The following is a 19,884-nucleotide window of genomic DNA, read 5'->3' on the forward strand; positions in this document are numbered from 1 at the left end:
TATGGTTAAAGCTGGTATTTTGTATTCATAAACGTTTCAAAGTATTCCGAAAAGACCCCTACATGAGACCCGTCGGCAAGGGCGTGATTTACATGAACAGAAACGGGCATCATCCACGCTTCTCCTTCACGAAACACCTTTCCTACCGAGATCTTCGGAACACTATCTTCTTCATTGAACCGCCTTGCATGCGTCAAAGCCGTAAACCTAAGCCAGGGCAGGGCCGAAAAATGTACGGTACCTGCATTATCGGCTGAGGGATCCAGGTCGTCTCCGGCCTGCACCCTTGAGATCTCTTCCTCTGCCAGCGCCTTGAACGCCGCAAAACCCTCACGGTATTCCATGTAAGAGAATCCAAAGGTATCATCGGCGCGCTTTATGGTAGGTGAAATACTCACCTTATCGTAAAGCACAGGCCGATCATTAACAATGCGATATTTAAAGGCTTCGACCTCATTAACCGCCCTTAAGGCAGCATAGAGGTAGTACACAAAAAAAGAACCCCCTTCTTCCTTGCACCATGTAAATCCGTCGGTCACATTCACATTAAAAGTGACCCCAAAAAAAGGCTCATCAAAATCTTTAAAGAATCCGTAATGTTCCCGTCGCTTCCATGTGGTCAGATCGATCTCCTTATAACTCATAACAGGTCGAGTACTTCTTTTAAACTATCGATGGTATGATACCCACCGTTATTATCTTCATCCCTTACTGTTTCATGAGCCCAGGTGGTATGAAAGGGCACATGTATCGCATGGGCTCCAAGCTCAATAATGGGCAATACATCAGACTTGAGGGAATTCCCTATCATCAAAAATTCTTCTTCCGGAATTTCCAGATGATCGAGGAGGTTCTTATAGTTGGAAACCTTCTTATCACTGAGCACTTCCACATGATGAAAATAGTCTGACAATCCCGACTTTTCGAGTTTGCGTTCCTGGTCGAGAAGGTCGCCCTTGGTCAGAACGATCAATCGGTAATTTCGCTCGGAGAGTGACTTCAACACCTCTTCTACTCCATCCAGTAACTCCACCGGATGATTGAGCATTTTCTTGCCCAGATCAATGATCTTGGTCATGACCTTAGCGTCTATGCGACCATTAGAAAGGTCGATGGCGCTTTCCATCATGGAAAGCATAAATCCTTTGATCCCGTATCCGTAGATATCGAGATTCTTTATCTCTGTTTTAAAAAGCTCCTGGTCGATCTTATTCTCGGTCTCATAACCGGAAAGTAAGCGGGCGAACTCGTGTTCGGCCTCCCTGAAATAGGTTTCATTCACCCACAGGGTATCATCGGCATCAAAACCTACAACCTTGACCTTACTGTAATCTATTTCCATTCTTTGATCGCTTTTTCCAGATCTTCAGGGGTATCGATCTCTATCCCGGTTACTCCGGTTTCGACCATCCTGATGGTCTTTCCGTATTCGAGGTATCGTATCGCTTCTATCTTTTCTGTTGCCTCCAATGGCAACATAGGCCATTGGGCGAAATCCATTAAAGCAGCTTTCCGGAAGGCATACACACCTTTGTGCTTGTAATACGTTACGCCTGTTTTTTCATCTCTTGGATACGGAATGGGAGATCTCGAAAAGTACAAGGCATTCCCGCGTTGGTCGGTGATCACCTTTACCACATTAGGGTCCTTAATATCGTCCCAGGAATGGATAGGCGTTTTCAACGAGGCCAGGTCTACCTCCTTATTGGGATCATTGCGAAACACCTCGATAAGACTCACAAGACTCTCCTTATCGGTAAAAGGCTCGTCTCCCTGCACGTTCACCACCACATCAACATCCATCGATGCAACCGCCTCTGCAATGCGGTCACTGCCACAATCGTGCTCTTTTATGCTCATCATGGCCTTGCCGTTATGTGCTGTGATCTCTTTGTATATGATATCGCTGTCTGTCACTACAAATACATCGTCAAACAACCCTGTGCTCAAGGCTGCCTCGTAGGTTCGTACGATCACAGACTTACCTTTAAGGTCTTTCATAAGTTTTCCCGGAAAGCGGGAAGCGGCATATCGCGCCGGGATCATTGCTATGATTTTCATGATTTCCTGTTAAAAAAACGTCCGTCAAAGTTACGGCTTATCGATTACAATTTATGACGACGCGGACGTAATTTTCGGTAGAGCCAATACATACTTACCAGAATGAGTAAAGCCACAACCCCTGCAACAACAGGAGCCACGAAAGACAAGATACTCATACCCACGGCACTGGCCGTCTCCACAGTAGAGACCACTGGATTACCAAGTCCTGCAGTAGATACCGAAGAACCGAGCCTCGTACTGGCTGTAGCCCCTTTAACCGCTGTGGCCGTTCCGCCACCGGCAATAATGGCCAGGGCCCAGGTGATCAAAGGCGACATGTCGGTCATAGTGGCTACCATAACGGCGGTACCTGCAATACCCGCCAATGGCAGGGCAATACTATCAAGAAGGTTGTCTACCCAAGGAATATAATAGGCCAGCAACTCTGCGACCATAGCTACGCCCAGAGATATCAGCGCCGCTGTACTACCCAGCCATTGCCAGCTCTCATCGAGAGTCCATACATCAAAATAAGCCGCCAGGCTAAGCGCAAACAAAGGGAGAAAGATCCGGAAACCGGTAGCGGCAGCCAATCCTATACCCAGAAACAGGCTAATGATCAAAGGAGATTCCATAAATAATTCATTTTAAGGTTGTTCGCAAACACCCTTAAAGATAACAAATCTGCAAGGCATCACCTAGTCTTCGAAAAAGTCGTCTTTAAATCCGATGAGATAGAGTTTTTCACTGGCCCGGGTCACTGCGGTATACAACCAACGCATGTAGTCCCGGTCTATACCATTGGGAGCATAGGGCTGCTCGATGAACACATTCTTCCACTGCCCACCCTGACTCTTATGACAGGTAACCGCGTAGGAGAATTTTACCTGCAGGGCATTGAAATATTTATTGTTCTTTACTTTCATGAACTTCTTGTAATTGGAGGTTTCCCCCTCGTAATCCTTCATCACCTCCTGGTAGAGCCTGTTCCCATCTTCATAAGGCAAGGCCGGGGTCTCTGCAGTTATGGTATCGAGCATGAGCACCGTTTCAAAAGGCTTCATCTGCGGATAATCGACCATTTGCACCTTGACCTCTGCAAAGCGAAAACCATACAACTCCTTGAAGGCAAAGATCTCCAGCACTTCCAGGATATCACCATTGGCAATGAAACCGGCATCAGAAGTAGCCTTGATCCAGAAATAATTATTCTTCACCACCATAAGGAAATCTCCGGCAGAAAGCTCATTCTCCTGGAAAAGTATCCGCCCCCTGATCTGCTGATTGTAGAGGTTGGCCCTTTTATTGGACCTCACGATAATAGCAGTTTCTTCCCTGCCGTTCTCACGATAGGAAGTATCGATGGCATCCTGGATCTCATAACCATCTACCAGGCGTACGATATCGGTGAAGCCCTGGGTACGAAAGGCAAAATTATCGTAGTATTCAGATTGGATCTGCTCCCTGAGATTCGTTGCATTATAAAGGATCCCTGAGTCCAGCTGCTGTCTTACCACCTCGTCGAGCTCCATGACCCGAACCTCTTTATTATAGTTTAGCAAAAGGGTATTCTCACTAAGTGCCGGACTCAGATCGAGGTTCACCGGTGGTAACTGGGCGGTATCTCCTATTAATATGAGTTTACAGTTATGTCCCGAATAAACGTATTGTACCAGGTCGTCGAGCAGGGAACCGTTCTCAAAGAGTTTAGAGTCTGAGGGTGCATCGGGGATCATCGAAGCCTCATCTACAATAAAAACGGTATCGCGATGTTTATTTGGCGACAAGACGAACTTGACCCCGCCTGCGCGTTGCTTTCGCGGAAAATAAATATGCTTATGTATGGTATGGGCCGTACGGCCAGAATAATTGGTGATCACCTTGGCCGCCCTACCCGTTGGAGCAAGCAGGACCGACTTCTTCATGGCCTTCCACAAATTGGTGACCACCGACCCTATGATCGTGGTCTTTCCGGTACCGGCATAACCCCGCAGCATGAAGACCTCGTTCTTCTCTGAAGAGAAGATAAATTCAGAAAGTTGCTGCAATACAACATCTTGCTTTAAGGTGGGTTGGTGCGGGAAACTTTGCTTGATCAATTTGTAAAAAGAAGTTGCGTCCATGAAGTCGGATTCTGCCTCAAAAATAGGAATGTTTTTTAAGGCTCTCCCTTTCGCGAAAGAAAAAAAATTGTAGATTTGCGTAAAAGCACTCTAATACAAAAAACAAAAAATGAAGACAGTAATACAAATTGTTCTTTGGGCTTTAAGCATCTTCTTCGCTTACCAGATCTACAATTCGGTAATGGAGCCAATCAAATTTGACAAGGTTAAAAAACAGCGTTATATGGCTACTATTGAAAAGCTGAAAAGCATCCGTGATGCTCAGGAAGCTCACCGTAGCATCCACAACAACTACGCTGCTAATTTCCAGGACCTTATCTCCTTTATCGACACTGCTCAATTTGTTATTCTTGAAAAGAGAGACTCTTCATTCATGAGATACAACAGAACTTTCCGTATCGATATGCCTGTTGACACCGTTGTGGTTGACACACTTGGTTTCCGTGCCGTGAAAGATTCACTTTTCAAATCAAGAAACTACAAGGATCTTGAGATGGTTCCGTTCGCTCAGAACGACGCTAAGTTCGAAATGAAAACAGAGATCCTCGATAAGAACGGATACAAAGCTCCTGTATTTGAAGCTAAGGTTCCAAAAGATATTCTTCTTTACGATCAGCCTGATTACCTCGTTGAGCGCGAGAACACCATGATCGATGTAGAAGAAGTTAACGGAAACGAGATCAAAGTAGGAAGCCTTACCGATGTGAGTACAAGTGGAAACTGGCCACCGTATTATGACACAAAGAAAGACTAGTAACATTCTAGATAAATCTTTAAAAGAATTGTCCATTCAGGTTAGCTTGAGTGGACTTTCTTTTTCTATACGCGATGCCGCTGAAGATCGCGTAATCCGACTGGATCACAGGTATTTTGAAAAACCTTCGAATGCTGAAAAGCTCGTGGAGGCGCTAGACGACCTTTTGAAACAGGAAGGCTTGGGACGGAGCAACTTTAAAGATGTGAGAGTTATTCACGATAACGAGCTGTCTGCGCTCGTACCCAAAGCCCTCTTCAACGAGAGTAACCTATCTGATTACCTTAAGTACAATGTCAAATTATTTGAAACCGACTTCATAAGTTTTGACGAACTTAAAGGACATGAGATGTTTAATGTTTACGTACCGTTCACCAATGTGAACAACTACATCTTTGATCGTTTCGGCGCTTTCGAATACAAGCACGCCAGCACCATACTGCTTGAAACCCTGCTCAACCAGGCGGGACGTAGCGAGGTTAAAAACGTTTACGTACAAGTAGGCAGGAATAATTTTGAGGTAGTAGTGATCGACGATCAGAAGCTGTTACTTTACAACCGCTTCCCCTACCAGACCCGGGAAGATTTTATTTATTACGTGCTTTTTGTTTACGAGCAACTGGGACTCAACAGGGAGAAAGACCCATTACACCTCCTGGGAGCTATCAATGAAGACGACAGTCTTTACAAAATGGCATACACCTACATCAAGGAGATCGCTTTAGGCAAGAACCATCATCGCCAAAACATCGCAAAGGGACTCCCCAACATACCCGATCATCAAGACCTGACCCTGTTAAATAGTTTCTAATGCGCATCATCTCCGGAAAATACAAGTCAAAACGCATCACAGCCCCAGGGAATCTGCCTGTAAGGCCAACGACAGACTTTGCCAAAGAAGCCCTGTTCAATGTGCTCAACAACTTATATTACCTCGATGAGATAAGTGTTACCGATCTGTTCGCAGGAACGGGAAACATAAGCTATGAAATAGCCAGTCGCGGCAGCCGGGACATCACAGCGGTCGACGCCCATTCCGGCTGTGTACGTTTCATTTCTAAAACGGCCACAGAACTCGATATGCCTATAAAGGCCATAAAGTCTGATGTTTTTAAATACCTCGAAAGAACCCTTAAGAAAACCGACCTCATCTTTGCCGACCCTCCTTACGATATGCCGGCAGAAGACATGCTTAAAATAGCAAATCTGGTCTTCGACAGGGAATTGCTGCTGGAAGGAGGAACCCTGGTGATCGAGCACTCCAAGCACACCGATCTTTCAGATCATCCTTATTTTTCACAATCCCGCCGGTACGGAGGCAGTGTATTCAGCTTTTACGAAATTCCGGAGGAAGAAGATTCAGAAGAAGAAACAGAGGAGGCATAAAAAAATGCAGGTCATAAGCCGGATTCTGTGCCCCTCGCGGGGTCCCTATCATTTATCTGGCCTTACCATTACTGATAAGATCTAGCCGCCTACCCTCCGGCATCGGACGCGCAATCCTCAAGCACCGGTTTACATGGCGTTTCACCGCATAGAGTTTACCTGATTTCACTACAGCATGACCTGTACATTCTTTCTGTTGCACTTGTCCTCGTTTTTCAACGGACGGCTGTTAACCGCTATGCTGCGCTGTGGTGTCCGGACTTTCCTTCCCGAAATAACTTCGGAACGATAGGGTGACCTGCCCGGCAAAAATACTATTTTTTTAACGCGCATTGTTAATAATTAAATAGAAATACAGTCCTGAAAAAACGCATATTAACCTGCAATTTTTATCTTTGCTCTGATGGAACACTTTGTCGTATCGGCCCGAAAATACAGGCCAAAGACCTTTAAAGATGTGGTTGGCCAGCAAGCCATTACCAACACCCTGCTTAATGCCATTGAGAACAATCACCTGGCTCAGGCCTTGCTGTTCTGTGGTCCGAGAGGAGTTGGTAAGACCACCTGTGCCCGTATCCTGGCAAAAATGATCAACCAGGATGGCTCAGAAAGTGAAGACGAAGACTTTGCGTTCAATATCTTTGAGCTCGATGCTGCCTCCAACAACTCAGTAGACGACATCCGAAGCCTGATCGATCAGGTGCGCATTCCACCGCAAACCGGAAAGTACAAGGTGTATATCATTGATGAGGTACACATGCTTTCCACCTCGGCGTTCAACGCCTTCCTGAAAACCCTGGAAGAACCGCCAAAACACGCCATTTTTATTCTGGCTACTACCGAAAAACACAAGATCATCCCGACCATTCTTTCGAGATGTCAGATCTTCGATTTTAAACGTATCACCGTAGCCGACGCCAGGGAATACCTGAAGTACATCGCAGAAAGTCAGGGCATACAAGCAGAAGAAGACGCATTGCATATTATCGCAGAAAAGGCCGATGGCGCCATGCGAGATGCCTTGTCTATTTTTGACCGCGTAGTGAGCTTTTCCGGAAAAGAACTTACCAGGACAGCGGTAACCCAAAACCTCAACGTTTTGGATTACCAAACCTATATGGAGGTTACCGACCTCCTGCTGGAAAACAATATCCCTGAATTGCTTATCAGGTTCAACAAATTATTGGCTCTTGGCTTTGACGGCCACCATTTTATTTCAGGGTTGAGCTCTCACTTCAGAGACCTTATCGTGTGTAAGAACGAGGCTACCATCGACCTTCTCGAGGTAGGTGAAGAATCGCGTCAAAAATACCGCGAGCAAAGTAAGAAGGCCTCTCCTGAGTTTCTTATGCAAGCCCTGGAGCTCGCCAACCGTTGCGATTTCGAATACAGGAACAGCAACAACCAGCGTCTGCACGTCGAGCTTTGCCTCATGCAACTGGCCTCCATCAACTACGATGGAGAAAAAAAAAACGGCTCTAAATTCATAATCCCACCATCCCATTACTCAACCAATGGGAAACCTCAGGTGGCAACGAATGCAGAAAGATCTGTAACGCATGTAACAGCACAACAGCCAGCCGATAGTACAGCCGGAACACAGCAGCAACCTGCTCCGCAACCAACACCTCAACCAATACCCCAACCCGTTTCGCCAGTGGCCACTCACCCCAGCGGAACCATGGGAACACCGGTAAACACGGCTACAACACCCAAGGAACCTGCCGTAGCAGAAGTCGCTCAAGAACCTGCACCGGCTAAAAAACCACTCATTTCACGCGGAAAAGCCGTTTCAGGACTTTCGCTACGAAGCATTAAAGAAAAGAAGGCTCACGAGGAAGCCAAGAAAAATCAAAAACCCACCACCGAAACCCTGCCGGAAGATCCGTTTACAGAACAGGCCATGCAAGAGGCGTGGAATACCTATGTAGACATTATCGACAAGCAGGGTAAAAAGATCCTTAGTTCGGCATTGGCCTCAGATACACCTAAGCTTAAAGATCCAAAGACTATATGGATCGAACTCCCTAACGATACCATGAAAAAAGAGGTAGAGCGCGATCAATATCCGCTTATGGAGTTCCTCAAGGAAAAACTCAATAATCACTACATTGAATTGAAAGTGAGCGTGAATGAGCAATCGGCCAAGCAATACGCCTTTACCCCTGTAGAAAAATTCCAGAAAATGTGCGAGACCAATCCTGTTCTCGACCTGCTGAGAAGGGAACTCGATCTCGAAGTATAGCTTATACTTTCTTAAACCGAAGTACGATGGCATACCCCATCATGACAAGGGCAGTGATCAACAGCCCTAAAGCCTCCCTTCCTTCTTCGATATTCTTGATATCTCCCTGCCCGATGGTGACCCCTTCGAATTGCTGAGGCCAGGTAATGATAACCCCTGCCAGACAAGCTATTCCGGCGATCAAAGCCACCCAAAAGGGGAGCTTTTCGAAAATGTACATCATTGAGATCACTGCGGCCATACCATAAATAAAATACCAGAGATACGGGTCGGGATCGTTGTATTGTACCAAAGCCGAGATCAGGAATAATAAGGTAAAAAGGGCTGCTGCGATCTTAAGTAATAAGGCTTTCATATTGATCTTTTTTAGTAGCAAGTTCGCTGATTATCGTATGTACCTCCGTCGAGTCGATCTCCTCCACCCCATCGAACAGTGGCGTATTGGCCATCACCAAAGGGTAGAACCCTTTATTTTCAGGGATCCGGCCATGTGAGCCCTTCACCAGGTTCGCTTCTAAGGGGATCACATCCATAAGCACTCGGAAACCTAATTTCTTCAATACCAATTTCCAGAGTATTCGAAGCTTTACTAGTCTTTTACCGGGATCGGTAAACATCTCTGCAGGATCATAACCGGGCTTGCGGTGAATGTCTACGGTTCTTGCAAAATCGGGCGCCCTTTCGTCGTCAAGCCAGTAATAATAGGTAAACCAGCTTTCATGATCGGCCATGACCACAATATCGCCGGAGCGCTCATGATCCATATGGATCGCTTTTCGCTCTTCTCCTACCCACAATCGATCTACTCCGGGAACAGTCTTTAAGATCCCGGCAACCGCCGCTATATTCTCTTTATGCCGTACATAAACGTGCGCTACCTGGTGATCGGCCACTGCAAAAGCCTTACTGGCCCCTGCGTCGAGCAACTCGCGACCTCGTTCTATCCTTAAAGCCAGATATCCGTGTTCCCGAAGTACGCGGTTTAGATGAACCGGCCTGCTTACCCCTGTAATACCGTATTCTGATAATAAAAGTACGCTGGCACCTCGAGCTTCGTAAAAACCTACCAGGTCTTCTAAAACGGCATCTATGGCTTTAAGATCATCTCCCACCTGCTCAGGGTCCGGCCCATGGCGTTGTAAATTATAATCAAGATGTGGGAGATAGATCAGGGTAAGCGTTGGATCGTATTTCGTTTCCACCCGTTTCGCTGCATCGGCTATCCATTGCGAAGAGCTTATATCTGTAGCCGGACCCCAGAATTTAAACAAGGGAAATTGCCCGAGTTCTTTTTGCAGGTCATCTCTGAGGCCTGATGGATAACTGTATACATCCGGGATCTTGCGGCCATCTGCAAGGTAGTTAGGCCTGGGCGTAACACTGTAATCGGCCTCTGAGTACATATTATACCACCAAAAAAGATTGGCACAGGTAAACTCAGGATCTTCTGCCTTTAATCGATCCCAGATACGTGAAACCCGAACCAGGTCGCTACTCTGTCGCCAAAATTTTACTTCATGTTCTTCTTTAAAATACCAACCATTGGCCACAATGCCGTGTTCAGAAGGCGTCTTCCCGGTAAGGTAGTTAGTTTGTGCAGTGCAGGTTACTGCGGGAAATGCAGGACGTACGCGCGCCATACTCCCCTGCTCTCCGAAGCGTTTAAGAAATGGGGTATGCCCGCCCAATAAGGCAGGAGAAAGTCCTACAACATTTATAACTACCGTCTTATTCATTCGAATTCGTAAATTTTTCTTTGACCCAGAGTAGTTCGCGTTCAATACATTCCTGAACGCTGGTCTTAAGGTCCTGAGGAAGTGCCTCCCAGGTATAGGTCTCTACTTCCAGATGTTCACATACATCTTCGTGTTTCCTAAGATACTCAAAGGTGGCCAGGATATTATCCTGGGTAGAATCAAGCAAGCCGTAGTTCTCCAGAAATACAGGAACGTGAAAATGTGCCCTGAGCTCTTTAAAGCTTCGCTTGCTGTTAAGCACCATGGGAAGGTCCTGGTATACTTTCACCGTATCGCCACGAACCTCTGTAACCTGATGCAAATACACAGGCTCATCGAATTGCGAAAGCAATTCCATTTTCTCCTGATCATGGCGTCCGTCAAGCACCACCTTAAGCGCAGAGCTCAACTGTATTTTTCCCACCCTGATCCCGGTCTGTCGAAAACGCTTAAAGGTGCGTTGAGGCGATTCATAGGCCAGGGAGAAATGACACACATCGTAACAAACATTGATATATTTAAGCACCATCTCCTCGGCATCATAGGGCATCCGGTCTATCTTTTCCTCGATGTATTCTGAAGCGATAGGGATCAGGTATTCCCTGAAGAAATCGATCACCTCAAGGCTGTTCTGCATGAGTCCGTCGGGTTCGGGCTCAAGGTCCAGGTGAATATACACTCCCGTCTCCTTTTCCAATCCGTAAAGCTTAACCACTACCCTGGCCAATTGGCGTGCGGCCTTTTTCATGCATTTATCTCTGAACTCTTCAGAGGTATACCAGTGGCGATAGCTAAGCGGTGAGGTCGATATACTCCCTGTGAGTCCGCGAGGTAGTAAATAGGCCAATTGATCGATAAGCCTGAAGGTGTAATCCAGGCGATCGTCTGTAGTCCAATCGGGAGCATGTACCAGGTCTTTAACCTCTTTAAAATGAAAATTCCCATAGGGAAAACCATTCATGGTATACACGTAAAGATCGTTCTCCAGAAGCCAGATCTTAAAGGCTTCCAGACGGTCACCCATACCCAGTTCTTCACTGGCCTTGTTAGACAACCGCAACCCGACCCCAAAGGGAATATCGGGAGCCACCCTGCTTTTGATTTCCGGGAGGTATCTTTTAAGATTTTCCCATGTTTGTTGCCACCCCTCTCCGGGATGTATATTGGAGCAATAGCTAAGGTGAAAATTATTTCTTACCAACATCGCTTAAAGATTGATTAATAAACACCCGGTTACGAACCCGGTGAACCGCCTCTTTCATGAGGTCTTTATCGATCTGGTGCACATCTTTTTTTATCCCAATTCCATTTATAAGGGTTACGGTAAGCGTTCCCCCAAGGTGCTCTCTGAATTCTTCCAATCCGCTATAGAGCATCTCAAAATCGACTTCCTCCGGAATGGTAAGTTCAAATCCTATGTCCTCAAGCACTTTGAGGATCAGGGCATGCTCCTCCCCACTTATTAATTTCAGCAGGAGGGCATAGGTAACATCGATGGCCATTCCCACTGCCACGGCCTCTCCATGACGCCATTCAAATCTGGTGAGCTGCTCCAGTTTGTGGGCTGCCCAATGACCGAAATCCAGCGGTCTGGACGATCCTTTTTCGAAGGGATCCCCACCCCCTATATGCTCCATATGTAAACGGGCGCAATGGTAGATGAGACTTTGCATGGCGGCTTCATCGCGATGCCTTAGCGCCTCAGCATTTTCGGTGATCTCTGCGAAGAAACGGGCATCCTTGATCAGTGCCACTTTCACAGCCTCGGCAATTCCGGATATCCAGTCTCTTTGCTCGAGGGTCTTCAGAAATTCGCTGTCGTTGATCACGGCTACGGGCGGACTAAACGTCCCTATAAAATTCTTTTTACCCCTCCAGTTCACACTGTTCTTGACCCCGATCCCGGAATCGTTCTGGGACAGTACGGTGGTAGGGATACGAATATGTCGGATTCCCCGATGTGCTATGGTTGCTGCGAAACCAACCATATCAAGCACTGCTCCGCCACCGATGGCCACTAAGAAAGAGTGCCGGCAGACACCATTGGCATCGACCTCCTCCAGGACATTTTGAAGGTGAACGGCTTCATTCTTCACCTTCTCTCCCCCGGGGATCACAAGCAATCCGGAGAGTTTGATCACCCCACTATAAGTTTCGGCATACGTCTGTATATCGTTGATCAGATCGGGATGTGACTTGCTCACCCCCTTATCGATCACAAACAAGACCTTTACCGGCGTTCCATCGTGATCCTCTCCCAGCAGATCTTTCAAAAGGGCATTATCCCCATCAAAGATCCTATGGGTAAAATGAACCTGGTAGGAGTAGGTCACTTTAAAGTGCTGTTCCAATCGCGAATAATTCTTCATCTCATACAACTTTTTAGGTCACTGCAAATCGCCTTGACAGCCACAAAGACAGCGGTAATAAAAGCACGACGCTCAAACCGGCCTGCCATCCGGCAAAGATCACCGCGATACACGCATCGAGAAGGATCAAAGAGATCACTCCTGCCTTTACGGCCCTTCGTATATTATCGGGTGTATTCTCCCGATAAGCCCACCACAAAGGGATCAGGATCATCAAGCAAAACACGATTATAAATGGCAGGGTGTACCACATAGACGTTAACCCATACCTGTAGAGCCCCGCAACAAGAGCCACTACCAATATATAGAGCAAGAACGCCACACGAATATGACTCCTGTTGCTTCCATTCACCTCTCCCCGACTCACCAGGGTAATGGCTCCGATATACATCACCGGTATCAACGCCATCCACCACATGACCGGGAATCCGATAACACTCATTCCCAACAGCAAATTAAGTCCGCGACACACCCCCATATTCAAGGGCCCTAACACGGTGCTTTGCTTTGCCATACTGTCATAGGAGAGTATGGCCGCTCCGAGAAGGATTGCAATTCCGCCGCTTATCGTCGAAACCATAAATGCAAGCGCAATACCCGCAAACATGAGCACACTGCCGAATACGGCAGCCGACCGGGCCGTTACCACCCCGCTGGGAATGGGACGTTCGGGTCTTTCTATGGCATCTGTCTCCCTATCGAAGTAATCGTTAAAGACCACTCCTGAGGCGTACAGGCACACAGAGGCAAGAGACAACAAGATCACAGGCCTTGCGAATCGCCCTATATTCAGATCGGTAAATACGTCAGGGTAGGTCATCGCCAGGCTCACCGCAGCTCCCGCCATGATATCGGCTATGGCCGTTGGCAGGTTTGCCGGTCGCGTTAACGTTATGTACCCCCTTAATGTGTTCATTCCTATACGATCTTTCCTTCATCCACACGAGGTTCCTGCCCGCGTAGCACGCTATTATCATTAAACAAGGCCCTTTGATCTACTCCGGAGGCGTCTTCCCAATCAGACTCTTTCATTTTACCACTCTTGCCAAAAACCGCAAGCGCATTGCTGTAACAAGTTTTCTTAACATCTTCCGGATCGATCCCGCTCCTAAGCATCAGGTTAGCCGTCTTTGGCACCGCCAAAGGATCACTTACCCCCCAATCTGCCGAGCTATCAACAATAATCCGTTCACTTCCGTATTGCTGTACTACGGCAACCATGCGCTCATTACCCATTTTCGTTTTCGGATATATGGTAAAGGCCGCGTTAAACCCTTTGTCGAGCACATCTTTTACCGTCTCTTCATTGTTGTGATCGATCACCACCATTTCAGGGTCGAGCCCGTGTTCAAGGCATACTTCCATACTCCTTAGCGTACCCTGCTTCTTATCGCGATGCGGGGTGTGCACCTGCACCACCATATTGTATGTTTTTGCCAGTTCGAGCTGCATTCGGAAGTACTTATCTTCCATGGGTGTCTGATCGTCGTAGCCGATCTCCCCTATGGCCACAACATTCTCCTTGAACAGGTAAAGCGGCAACAATTCCATGACCTGCTCTGCCAGGGCTTCGTTATTGGCCTCTTTACTATTAAGCCCTATGGTACAGTAGTGCCTGATCCCGAACTGACTGGCTCTGAAGGGCTCCCACCCTACCAGGCTACTGTAGTAATCCTGAAAAGAACCGACCTGGGTTCGCGGTTGCCCCAACCAGAACGACGGTTCGATCACGGCCACCACTCCTGCCCGGGCCATAGCCTCATAGTCGTCTGTGGTTCTGGAAGTCATGTGAATATGTGGATCGATAAATTTTAACTGTTGTTCCATATTATAATTTTAAGTTATTCCAATTCAGGGTTTTATTTGCTATGCGTTCCAGGATCTCCTTCCGGGAACTCACCATTTCCATTAATTCCTCGTTATTTGAAAGTATGGCCACCAGTACAGCTGCATGCACTTCCTCCTCAGTCCCGTTTTCCAGCAAGTGCTGCATATCTGCCTTAATAGCGTCGACAGGAGCAAAAGCTACCGGTCTCCAGATATGAGGATCGATATCACGGGAAGCAGCCCACCGCTCATGAGCATAATCCGAAATGATACGACTCAGGGTCAGATTGGCCCTGTTTTCAACTCCCCAGATCTGCAATAAAGGGCGCTGCATAAATGCGGCCTTCAGGTACATTTGATTCCATTGCTGCTCATTAAAGTAGTGCTCCGGATACGGATTATTTAGAGCTATTGCATCAAATACAGGAGCTATATTCGTACGAAGGGCGTCGGTTGCCGTATGAATAAACGTTCCGGCATAAGGCAGAAAGAACACGTATTTTAAAAAGGTAATAAGTTCCTTACTATCCGCAACCTCTGTTATCTTTTTTACGCCTCCCAGGTATGCCTCCCCCTGATCGGCAAGGAGTTCCGCTATGAGGTAGATACGTGCCACTTCCGGCCAGGTAGCCTGATGGTCCTTCAGGTAGGCCAGACACACATCACCAGTGGTATCTCCTACCGTCACCCCTTCGTCTCCGAACTTTTGCCCGATAAGGGTATAAGTGAGATAGAAATTGGCGTTCGCTACAGTTTCCTTTAAGTCTTGAATTTGCTCCTCGAGCCACGTAAATGGAGTAGGATCGGGAAGGGAATGCAGGAGACCTCTAAGCGTTTTTAGCATTGCAGAAGGTATGGTATCGTCTCGGGTAATGATCATAATACACGTACTAAAACGTCAATGCGCTGACTATTAACTTTTTAAATGTATTGATATTGGAAGGAGGGATTTTTAAACTTCGATGAATACTTAAATTAATCGTTATATCCCTGAACGCGTATATGGCCTTAATCCCAAGAATATCAAGCCTTGGCAGAAGGTCGATAAAATTCATAAATTTGTAGAATATTAAGAAAGAGGCAGCATGTTAGGATTAAAACTTCCCACCGACCCGAGATGGGTGAATATCGTAGAGAAGAATATCGAAGAAATACTCACCGATCACGCCTGGTGTGAACAAAAAGCGACCAGTACGGCGATCTCTCTCATCGTTCAATTTCCCGAACACACCGAATTGGTCCAGGCCATGACTGCCCTGGTGAAGGAAGAAATAAGCCATTTCAAAATGGTGCATGACAAGATCCTTGAGCGTGGCTGGGTTCTGGGTCGTGATCGCAAAGATGAATATGTGAACAGGCTCATGCAGTTTTTCCCTAAAGGCGGAAGCCGAACCACTCACCTGGTCAACAAACTGCTCTATGCAGCGCTAATAGAAGCACGAAGTTGTGAACGTTTCCGGTTGTTATCAGAAGAGCTGCAAGACAAAGAGCTGGCCGAATTCTACAGAAAACTTATGGTAAGTGAAGCCAATCACTATACCATGTTCCTCAAATTTGCACGGGAGTACGGCAACAGGGAAGAAGTAGACAAAAAGTGGCAGGACCTGCTTACTTTCGAGGCAGAGATCATGAAAGACCTTGGCAAGAAAGAAACCATTCACGGTTAGACCAGGGTTTCCTGTCCCATTTCCTGATTGTACAGCAATTTTACGATCCCGTCAGAGAGGCCGATCTTGGGCACAATGATCTTTCGGGCCCCACTCCATTTACAGGAATTAAGATAGATCCTGGTAGCAGGAATGATCACATCTGCCCGGTCCGGATTCAGTCCAAGCTCTGCTATACGTTGGTCATAAGTGAGTTCCTGAAGAAAATGGTACTGAGCATTCAGGTAAATATAAGACAACGGCGTTCCTGGTTTACGTCCGGACATCTTGAACAGCTTATTGATATTTCCCCCTGAGCCAATAATGATCATATTCTTGTAGCCCCCGGTATGCTCGCGAACCCATTTTTCTACATTACCCCAATATGCATCAGGGATCATTTCGTTGAGTAACCTCACAGTACCTATGCGGAACGACCTGGAGGCTACGATCTCACCCTTGCTGAAAATGGTGAATTCGGTGCTTCCACCCCCTACATCCACATAGAGATAGTTCTTATCGCTGTCTATGAGCTCGTGGAGGTCTGTAGAGGCTATAATGGCGGCCTCCTTCTTACCATCAATGATCTCAATGTCTATACCGGATGCCTCTTTGATCTTTTCGGTAACCTCGTGTCCGTTCGCGGCCTCCCGCATCGCTGAGGTAGCGCAGCCCATATATTTTTCAACCTGATGTACCTTCATTAAATGCCTGAAGGCGATCATGGTATCGACCATTCTCGATATATTAGCATCAGAGATCTTGCCGGCTGTAAATACATCCTGTCCCAGCCTGACCGGAACACGTATCAAAGCACTTTTTTGAAACTGGGTCTCCCGGTCGGGAAACTCAATAACATTATTTACCAGCATTCTTACCGCATTAGACCCAATATCAATGGCTGCAAATTTTCTTAATTTCACGATCGCTCCGAATTATAGATTTTTCTTCAAATAGTATTCGTAGGTAGCAAACTGCGAACGGATCGGGGTCTTTTTATTTTTCCGGTACGCATTATCCTGTTTCTCGGAGAATACCCTGGCCTTGACATTATCCTGCCAGCAAATATCAAAGGTTTCCAGGAGTTCTTTCTTAATATCCTCATCGTAGATCGGACATCCAACCTCTACACGGTAGTCCAGGTTTCTGGTCATCCAGTCGGCAGAAGAGATATACATTTTAGGATCTCCCCCATTTCCAAATATGAACAGGCGCGAGTGCTCCAGAAAACGATCCACTACACTAATGGCTTCGATATTTTCACTCATGCCCGGTATACCGGGGATCAAACAGCAAACCCCGCGCACAATAAGCTGGACCTTTACTCCGGCTCTGCTGGCCTCATACAGCTTATCGACCATCTTATAAGAGGTGAAACTGTTCATTTTTATACGTATCCAGGCTTCCTTGCCATTTTTGGCATTTTCGATCTCCTGCTTGATCAGCTTTCCAAAGATATTCTTGGTGTAATGAGGAGAGACTATAAGATGTTTATACTTATAAACCTTATAATTTACCTCAAAAAATCCGAACACCTTATTTACCTCCCGAAGCAAAGATTGATTGGCCGTAAAAAGCGTATAATCGGTGTACACCCTTGCAGTAGCTTCATTAAAGTTACCCGTACTTATAAATCCATACCTCTTTAGTTCCCCATTTTCTACACGCTCTACCACGCAAACTTTACTGTGCACCTTGAGGCCCTGAATCCCGAAAATGAGCTTCACCCCTTCGGCCTGTAATTGTTCGGCGTACTTAATATTGGCTTCCTCATCAAAACGCGCCTGCAATTCGATCTGTACGGTGACTTCCTTTCCGTTCTTCACGGCATTGACCAGGGCACTGGCCACCTGAGAATTCTTCGCCAACCTGTATACCGTGATCTTAATAGATTTCACAGAAGGATCTATGGCTGCCTCCCTGAGGAACTTCACCACATAAGAGAAAGTATGGTAGGGTGTGTATTGTAAATAGTCTTTCCTGGCAATAGAATCAAAGATGCTGTCTACCATGCTCAAGCCTTTAACCTGCAAAGGCGGAAATGTTTTGTAAAGCAGATCTGTTCGGCCCAGGCTGGGGAATTTCATATAGTCCTTTCGGTTGTGGTACCTACCTCCCGGGATCACACTATCGGTTTCGTCTATCCCCATTTTCTGTTTGAGAAAACTCAGGGTATCCTTCGCTATGGTCTTATCGTACACAAAACGCACCGGCTCACTTATCCTTCTTCCTTTAACGCTGCTAGAGATCTTTTCAATAAAGCTCTTCGACAGGTCATTATCAATATCCAGTTCGGCATCCCTGGTGATCTTGATCATATGGGCCGAAAGCGAATCGTATTTAAAAATATTGAAGATACTGTCCATACAGTACCTGATGAGATCATCCAGGATCATGATGGTCTGCTTATCCCCTCTCGCCGGCAATACAACGAATCGGTCTAAGTGTCTTGGGATCTCCACCAGGGCATACCGCACATCTTTTCCCGATCCCTTGATCAGCTTCCTGATACCCTTAACCTCTTTCTCCGTGCTGAGCTCCATCTTTACCGCCAGGTAGGCCGCATTGTCCTTCAGGGTAGGAAATTCAGTGATCTCGTTTAACATGATCACGGCCAGGGACGGACTAATACGTTCGTGGAAGAATTGCTTGATAAACGCTTCCTGATCTTCAGAGACACCCTTCTCATTGATCATGTAGATATGCTCCTTCTCCAATTCACTCTCGATCTTTTTGAGGATCTTGAGACTTTCTGCCTGCTGGTCGATCACGATCTTGGTAATCTCTTCCATAAGATCGGTCGCATTGGTTCCTCCGAGAACGCTTTTCCCGGTCTTTCCGGATAAGGCTATACGCTTAACCGTTGCATAGCGCACCTTGAAGAATTCGTCGAGGTTGTTAGAAAATATTCCAAGAAAACGAAGCCGCTCAATAAGAGGAACGCTTCGGTCTGCAGCCTCCTGCAAAACCCTGGCATTGAAGTGTAACCAACTTATTTCACGATTTACATACCTGTTTTGTACTTTATCCATTTATCGAAGTAGCTTTGGAAAAATTTTTAATCGGGTTACCCCCTTTTCGATATCTGCCCAATGTTCGCATTCAAAATGAATATGAACAAGACCGGCCGTGGGCAAATTCTCTATTTTTTCACTACCAAAGATATTAGAAATTGATGTGAATGCATGATTATGTCCAAAAATCATGACATTTTCATAAGAATCATCCAAATTTCGTATAAATGCTTCAACACTACCTCCGGAAAAATCATATAGCTCATCGGTGATCGTTAATCGCTCATATGGGATACCGAGTTGCCGCATGGCAATGATACAGGTATGTAATGCCCGGTTTGCCGGACTCGAAAAGACTACCTCAGGCATTGGCATCTTGTCACTTACGAATTGTGCAACCCGAAATGCATCCTTTACTCCCCGCTCTTGTAAGGGTCTATCCTGATCTTTGACATCGTTTTCCCACGAAGATTTTCCGTGACGCATAAGGGTAATTTTTCTATCTTGCACCGCTTTAATAATTAATGGTTTAACTATAAAGTTAGGTGGTTTATGAACGATAAAAAATACATTTAGTCAAAATTATTGTGAGAAAAACCTGTAATCTTCTTACATTTATCGCGAAAACAACTTTCCCCGAAAAATACTTTTAGATAACGATCGCCCAAATCTTATCTACCTTCGCGAATTTCCAATGAAGAGGAGCACCTATTGCGCTTACTTGCTAATGCGTGGTACCAA

The 19,884-nt window shown here is 46.3% G+C and carries 20 protein-coding genes and 1 other RNA gene; 5 read left to right on the top strand and 16 right to left on the bottom strand.

What is annotated here, in order from left to right; genetic code table 11:
* Positions 1–5: 5 nt before the first annotated feature.
* The 5 genes from IS446_RS15135 to IS446_RS15155 all read right to left on the bottom strand — a co-directional run bounded on the left by IS446_RS15135 (position 6) and on the right by IS446_RS15155 (position 4,166).
* Positions 6–644, bottom strand: coding sequence for a chloramphenicol acetyltransferase (locus IS446_RS15135; protein ID WP_203061598.1), 639 nt, complete (start codon positions 642–644; stop codon positions 6–8).
* Positions 641–1,342 carry an HAD family hydrolase gene (locus tag IS446_RS15140; RefSeq protein WP_203061599.1) on the bottom strand — a complete coding sequence of 234 codons (702 nt, stop codon included), beginning with the start codon at positions 1,340–1,342 and terminating at the stop codon, positions 641–643. Before IS446_RS15140 ends, IS446_RS15135 begins: the two co-directional genes overlap by 4 nt.
* Positions 1,333–2,061, bottom strand: a complete 729-nt coding sequence (gene kdsB / locus IS446_RS15145) for a 3-deoxy-manno-octulosonate cytidylyltransferase (RefSeq protein WP_203061600.1) — start codon at positions 2,059–2,061, stop codon at positions 1,333–1,335. The genes IS446_RS15140 and kdsB overlap by 10 nt, the downstream gene beginning before the upstream one ends.
* 44 nt (positions 2,062–2,105) lie before the next feature.
* Positions 2,106–2,678 (bottom strand): DUF4126 domain-containing protein, encoded by a 573-nt coding sequence (locus IS446_RS15150; protein ID WP_203061601.1) that lies wholly within the window; start codon positions 2,676–2,678, stop codon positions 2,106–2,108.
* 63 nt (positions 2,679–2,741) lie between these two features.
* Positions 2,742–4,166: an ATP-dependent DNA helicase gene (locus tag IS446_RS15155; protein ID WP_203061602.1), complete on the bottom strand. Its 1,425-nt coding sequence runs from the start codon at positions 4,164–4,166 to the stop codon at positions 2,742–2,744.
* A gap of 109 nt (positions 4,167–4,275) precedes the next feature.
* On the opposite strand from IS446_RS15155, the gene IS446_RS15160 reads away from it, so the two are divergent.
* From IS446_RS15160 to IS446_RS15170, 3 genes are read left to right on the top strand one after another with little or no spacing between them, the layout of a single operon-like run.
* Positions 4,276–4,920: a hypothetical protein gene (locus IS446_RS15160; protein WP_203061603.1), complete on the top strand. Its 645-nt coding sequence runs from the start codon at positions 4,276–4,278 to the stop codon at positions 4,918–4,920.
* A complete protein-coding gene (locus IS446_RS15165; protein WP_262896252.1) occupies positions 4,901–5,731 on the top strand; it encodes a DUF3822 family protein in 831 nt (276 codons plus the stop codon). Before IS446_RS15160 ends, IS446_RS15165 begins: the two co-directional genes overlap by 20 nt.
* A complete protein-coding gene (locus tag IS446_RS15170) occupies positions 5,731–6,306 on the top strand; it encodes an RsmD family RNA methyltransferase (RefSeq protein ID WP_203061605.1) in 576 nt (191 codons plus the stop codon). Before IS446_RS15165 ends, IS446_RS15170 begins: the two co-directional genes overlap by 1 nt.
* Here IS446_RS15170 and rnpB read toward each other — a convergent pair.
* Positions 6,306–6,611: RNase P RNA component class A (gene rnpB / locus IS446_RS15175), an RNA gene on the bottom strand. The genes IS446_RS15170 and rnpB overlap by 1 nt on opposite strands.
* A gap of 98 nt (positions 6,612–6,709) precedes the next feature.
* Here rnpB and IS446_RS15180 point away from each other — a divergent pair.
* On the top strand, positions 6,710–8,551 hold the full coding sequence (locus IS446_RS15180) for a DNA polymerase III subunit gamma/tau (protein WP_203061606.1): 1,842 nt from the start codon (positions 6,710–6,712) through the stop codon (positions 8,549–8,551).
* A 1-nt stretch (position 8,552) separates the two neighbouring features.
* Here IS446_RS15180 and IS446_RS15185 read toward each other — a convergent pair whose 3' ends face one another.
* From IS446_RS15185 to IS446_RS15215, 7 genes are read right to left on the bottom strand one after another with little or no spacing between them, the layout of a single operon-like run.
* Positions 8,553–8,906, bottom strand: coding sequence for a transmembrane 220 family protein (locus IS446_RS15185; protein WP_203061607.1), 354 nt, complete (start codon positions 8,904–8,906; stop codon positions 8,553–8,555).
* Positions 8,887–10,287, bottom strand: a complete 1,401-nt coding sequence (locus IS446_RS15190) for an alkaline phosphatase family protein (RefSeq protein ID WP_203061608.1) — start codon at positions 10,285–10,287, stop codon at positions 8,887–8,889. The genes IS446_RS15185 and IS446_RS15190 overlap by 20 nt, the downstream gene beginning before the upstream one ends.
* Entirely contained in the window at positions 10,280–11,491 is a 1,212-nt protein-coding gene (eboE, locus tag IS446_RS15195; RefSeq protein WP_203061609.1) for a metabolite traffic protein EboE, read from the bottom strand. Before eboE ends, IS446_RS15190 begins: the two co-directional genes overlap by 8 nt.
* Positions 11,475–12,656: a 3-dehydroquinate synthase gene (locus IS446_RS15200; protein ID WP_203061610.1), complete on the bottom strand. Its 1,182-nt coding sequence runs from the start codon at positions 12,654–12,656 to the stop codon at positions 11,475–11,477. Before IS446_RS15200 ends, eboE begins: the two co-directional genes overlap by 17 nt.
* Before the next feature lie 13 nt (positions 12,657–12,669).
* Entirely contained in the window at positions 12,670–13,572 is a 903-nt protein-coding gene (eboC, locus tag IS446_RS15205) for a UbiA-like protein EboC (RefSeq protein ID WP_203061611.1), read from the bottom strand.
* 2 nt (positions 13,573–13,574) lie between these two features.
* Complete coding sequence (locus tag IS446_RS15210; protein ID WP_203061612.1) at positions 13,575–14,483, bottom strand: TatD family hydrolase; 909 nt, start codon at positions 14,481–14,483, stop codon at positions 13,575–13,577.
* A gap of 1 nt (position 14,484) precedes the next feature.
* Positions 14,485–15,363 carry an EboA domain-containing protein gene (locus IS446_RS15215; RefSeq protein ID WP_203061613.1) on the bottom strand — a complete coding sequence of 293 codons (879 nt, stop codon included), beginning with the start codon at positions 15,361–15,363 and terminating at the stop codon, positions 14,485–14,487.
* Positions 15,364–15,568: 205 nt separating this feature from the next.
* On the opposite strand from IS446_RS15215, the gene miaE reads away from it, so the two are divergent.
* Entirely contained in the window at positions 15,569–16,150 is a 582-nt protein-coding gene (gene miaE / locus IS446_RS15220) for a tRNA-(ms[2]io[6]A)-hydroxylase (RefSeq protein ID WP_203061614.1), read from the top strand.
* Here miaE and IS446_RS15225 read toward each other — a convergent pair.
* From IS446_RS15225 to IS446_RS15235, 3 genes are read right to left on the bottom strand one after another with little or no spacing between them, the layout of a single operon-like run.
* Positions 16,147–17,055, bottom strand: a complete 909-nt coding sequence (locus IS446_RS15225) for a Ppx/GppA phosphatase family protein (protein ID WP_203061638.1) — start codon at positions 17,053–17,055, stop codon at positions 16,147–16,149. The two genes, miaE and IS446_RS15225, sit on opposite strands and share 4 nt — an antisense overlap.
* 9 nt (positions 17,056–17,064) lie before the next feature.
* Positions 17,065–19,161: a polyphosphate kinase 1 gene (ppk1, locus tag IS446_RS15230; RefSeq protein WP_203061615.1), complete on the bottom strand. Its 2,097-nt coding sequence runs from the start codon at positions 19,159–19,161 to the stop codon at positions 17,065–17,067.
* Entirely contained in the window at positions 19,162–19,629 is a 468-nt protein-coding gene (locus IS446_RS15235; RefSeq protein ID WP_203061616.1) for a SixA phosphatase family protein, read from the bottom strand.
* Positions 19,630–19,884: the final 255 nt, after the last annotated feature.

It is taken from the genome of Robertkochia sediminum (assembly GCF_016786255.1).
GTDB classification, from domain to species: Bacteria; Bacteroidota; Bacteroidia; order Flavobacteriales; family Flavobacteriaceae; genus Robertkochia; species Robertkochia sediminum.

Coding starts and splice junctions, on each gene's coding strand:
- IS446_RS15185 (WP_203061607.1), bottom strand. CDS start 8,906: ATGAAAGCCTTATTACTTAAGATCGCAGCAGCCCTTTTTACCTTATTA.
- IS446_RS15180 (WP_203061606.1), top strand. CDS start 6,710: ATGGAACACTTTGTCGTATCGGCCCGAAAATACAGGCCAAAGACCTTT.
- IS446_RS15140 (WP_203061599.1), bottom strand. CDS start 1,342: ATGGAAATAGATTACAGTAAGGTCAAGGTTGTAGGTTTTGATGCCGAT.
- IS446_RS15150 (WP_203061601.1), bottom strand. CDS start 2,678: ATGGAATCTCCTTTGATCATTAGCCTGTTTCTGGGTATAGGATTGGCT.
- kdsB (WP_203061600.1), bottom strand. CDS start 2,061: ATGAAAATCATAGCAATGATCCCGGCGCGATATGCCGCTTCCCGCTTT.
- IS446_RS15170 (WP_203061605.1), top strand. CDS start 5,731: ATGCGCATCATCTCCGGAAAATACAAGTCAAAACGCATCACAGCCCCA.
- eboE (WP_203061609.1), bottom strand. CDS start 11,491: ATGTTGGTAAGAAATAATTTTCACCTTAGCTATTGCTCCAATATACAT.
- IS446_RS15190 (WP_203061608.1), bottom strand. CDS start 10,287: ATGAATAAGACGGTAGTTATAAATGTTGTAGGACTTTCTCCTGCCTTA.
- miaE (WP_203061614.1), top strand. CDS start 15,569: ATGTTAGGATTAAAACTTCCCACCGACCCGAGATGGGTGAATATCGTA.
- IS446_RS15155 (WP_203061602.1), bottom strand. CDS start 4,166: ATGGACGCAACTTCTTTTTACAAATTGATCAAGCAAAGTTTCCCGCAC.
- IS446_RS15235 (WP_203061616.1), bottom strand. CDS start 19,629: ATGCGTCACGGAAAATCTTCGTGGGAAAACGATGTCAAAGATCAGGAT.
- IS446_RS15160 (WP_203061603.1), top strand. CDS start 4,276: ATGAAGACAGTAATACAAATTGTTCTTTGGGCTTTAAGCATCTTCTTC.
- ppk1 (WP_203061615.1), bottom strand. CDS start 19,161: ATGGATAAAGTACAAAACAGGTATGTAAATCGTGAAATAAGTTGGTTA.
- IS446_RS15165 (WP_262896252.1), top strand. CDS start 4,901: ATGACACAAAGAAAGACTAGTAACATTCTAGATAAATCTTTAAAAGAA.
- eboC (WP_203061611.1), bottom strand. CDS start 13,572: ATGAACACATTAAGGGGGTACATAACGTTAACGCGACCGGCAAACCTG.
- IS446_RS15135 (WP_203061598.1), bottom strand. CDS start 644: ATGAGTTATAAGGAGATCGATCTGACCACATGGAAGCGACGGGAACAT.
- IS446_RS15215 (WP_203061613.1), bottom strand. CDS start 15,363: ATGATCATTACCCGAGACGATACCATACCTTCTGCAATGCTAAAAACG.
- IS446_RS15200 (WP_203061610.1), bottom strand. CDS start 12,656: ATGAAGAATTATTCGCGATTGGAACAGCACTTTAAAGTGACCTACTCC.
- IS446_RS15210 (WP_203061612.1), bottom strand. CDS start 14,483: ATGGAACAACAGTTAAAATTTATCGATCCACATATTCACATGACTTCC.